This is a genomic window from Vibrio sp. 10N.222.52.B7 (assembly GCF_041474275.1).
In the GTDB taxonomy this organism is placed as follows: Bacteria; Pseudomonadota; Gammaproteobacteria; order Enterobacterales; family Vibrionaceae; genus Vibrio; species Vibrio crassostreae_C.
The window spans coordinates 1-437 of record NZ_JBFRTU010000753.1 but is presented as its reverse complement, the minus strand read 5'-3'; the positions used below and the strand labels follow the sequence as shown (position 1 = coordinate 437).

The window sequence follows — 437 nt, the reverse complement described above, 5'->3', positions numbered from 1 at the left end:
GCAACGGAGCAGCAATCAGCGGTAGCGAATGAAATTAATATGAATATGGATACGGTTAATAGCTCAGTCAAAAACGGTTTGAGCGCAAGTGAGAAATTAGAGCAATCAAGCCAGCACCTGGCAGAGTTATCACAAGTTCTCGATCGTTATGTCGGTTCATTTAAAATCTAGAATTCCCAACATATCTCTTTAAGAGAGGTGTGGGTCTCCAGTTATTTAATAGCGCTTATGTCATACATGAGCGCTATTTTTTTGCGATATGCAGACACAGATATTCCGATAGAGCGCAATAGAAATGAAGAATGTACCTGCAGTGTAAACTTGTGACAATTTGGCCTATTTAGAACAACGCGATCAAATAAGACAGTGACAGCAGGTACTTACTTTTATTTCCGCATGCGCAAGGTCAAAAAATCGACTAAACAACAGCTCTGACG

Annotated in this window: 1 pseudogene; it reads left to right on the top strand. The window is 40.3% G+C overall.

Annotated features, from left to right (window positions below):
* Nucleotides 1-171, top strand: a pseudogene (locus tag AB4512_RS25135) (methyl-accepting chemotaxis protein); the annotation flags it as partial.
* Between the last annotated feature and the right edge of the window lie 266 nt (nucleotides 172-437).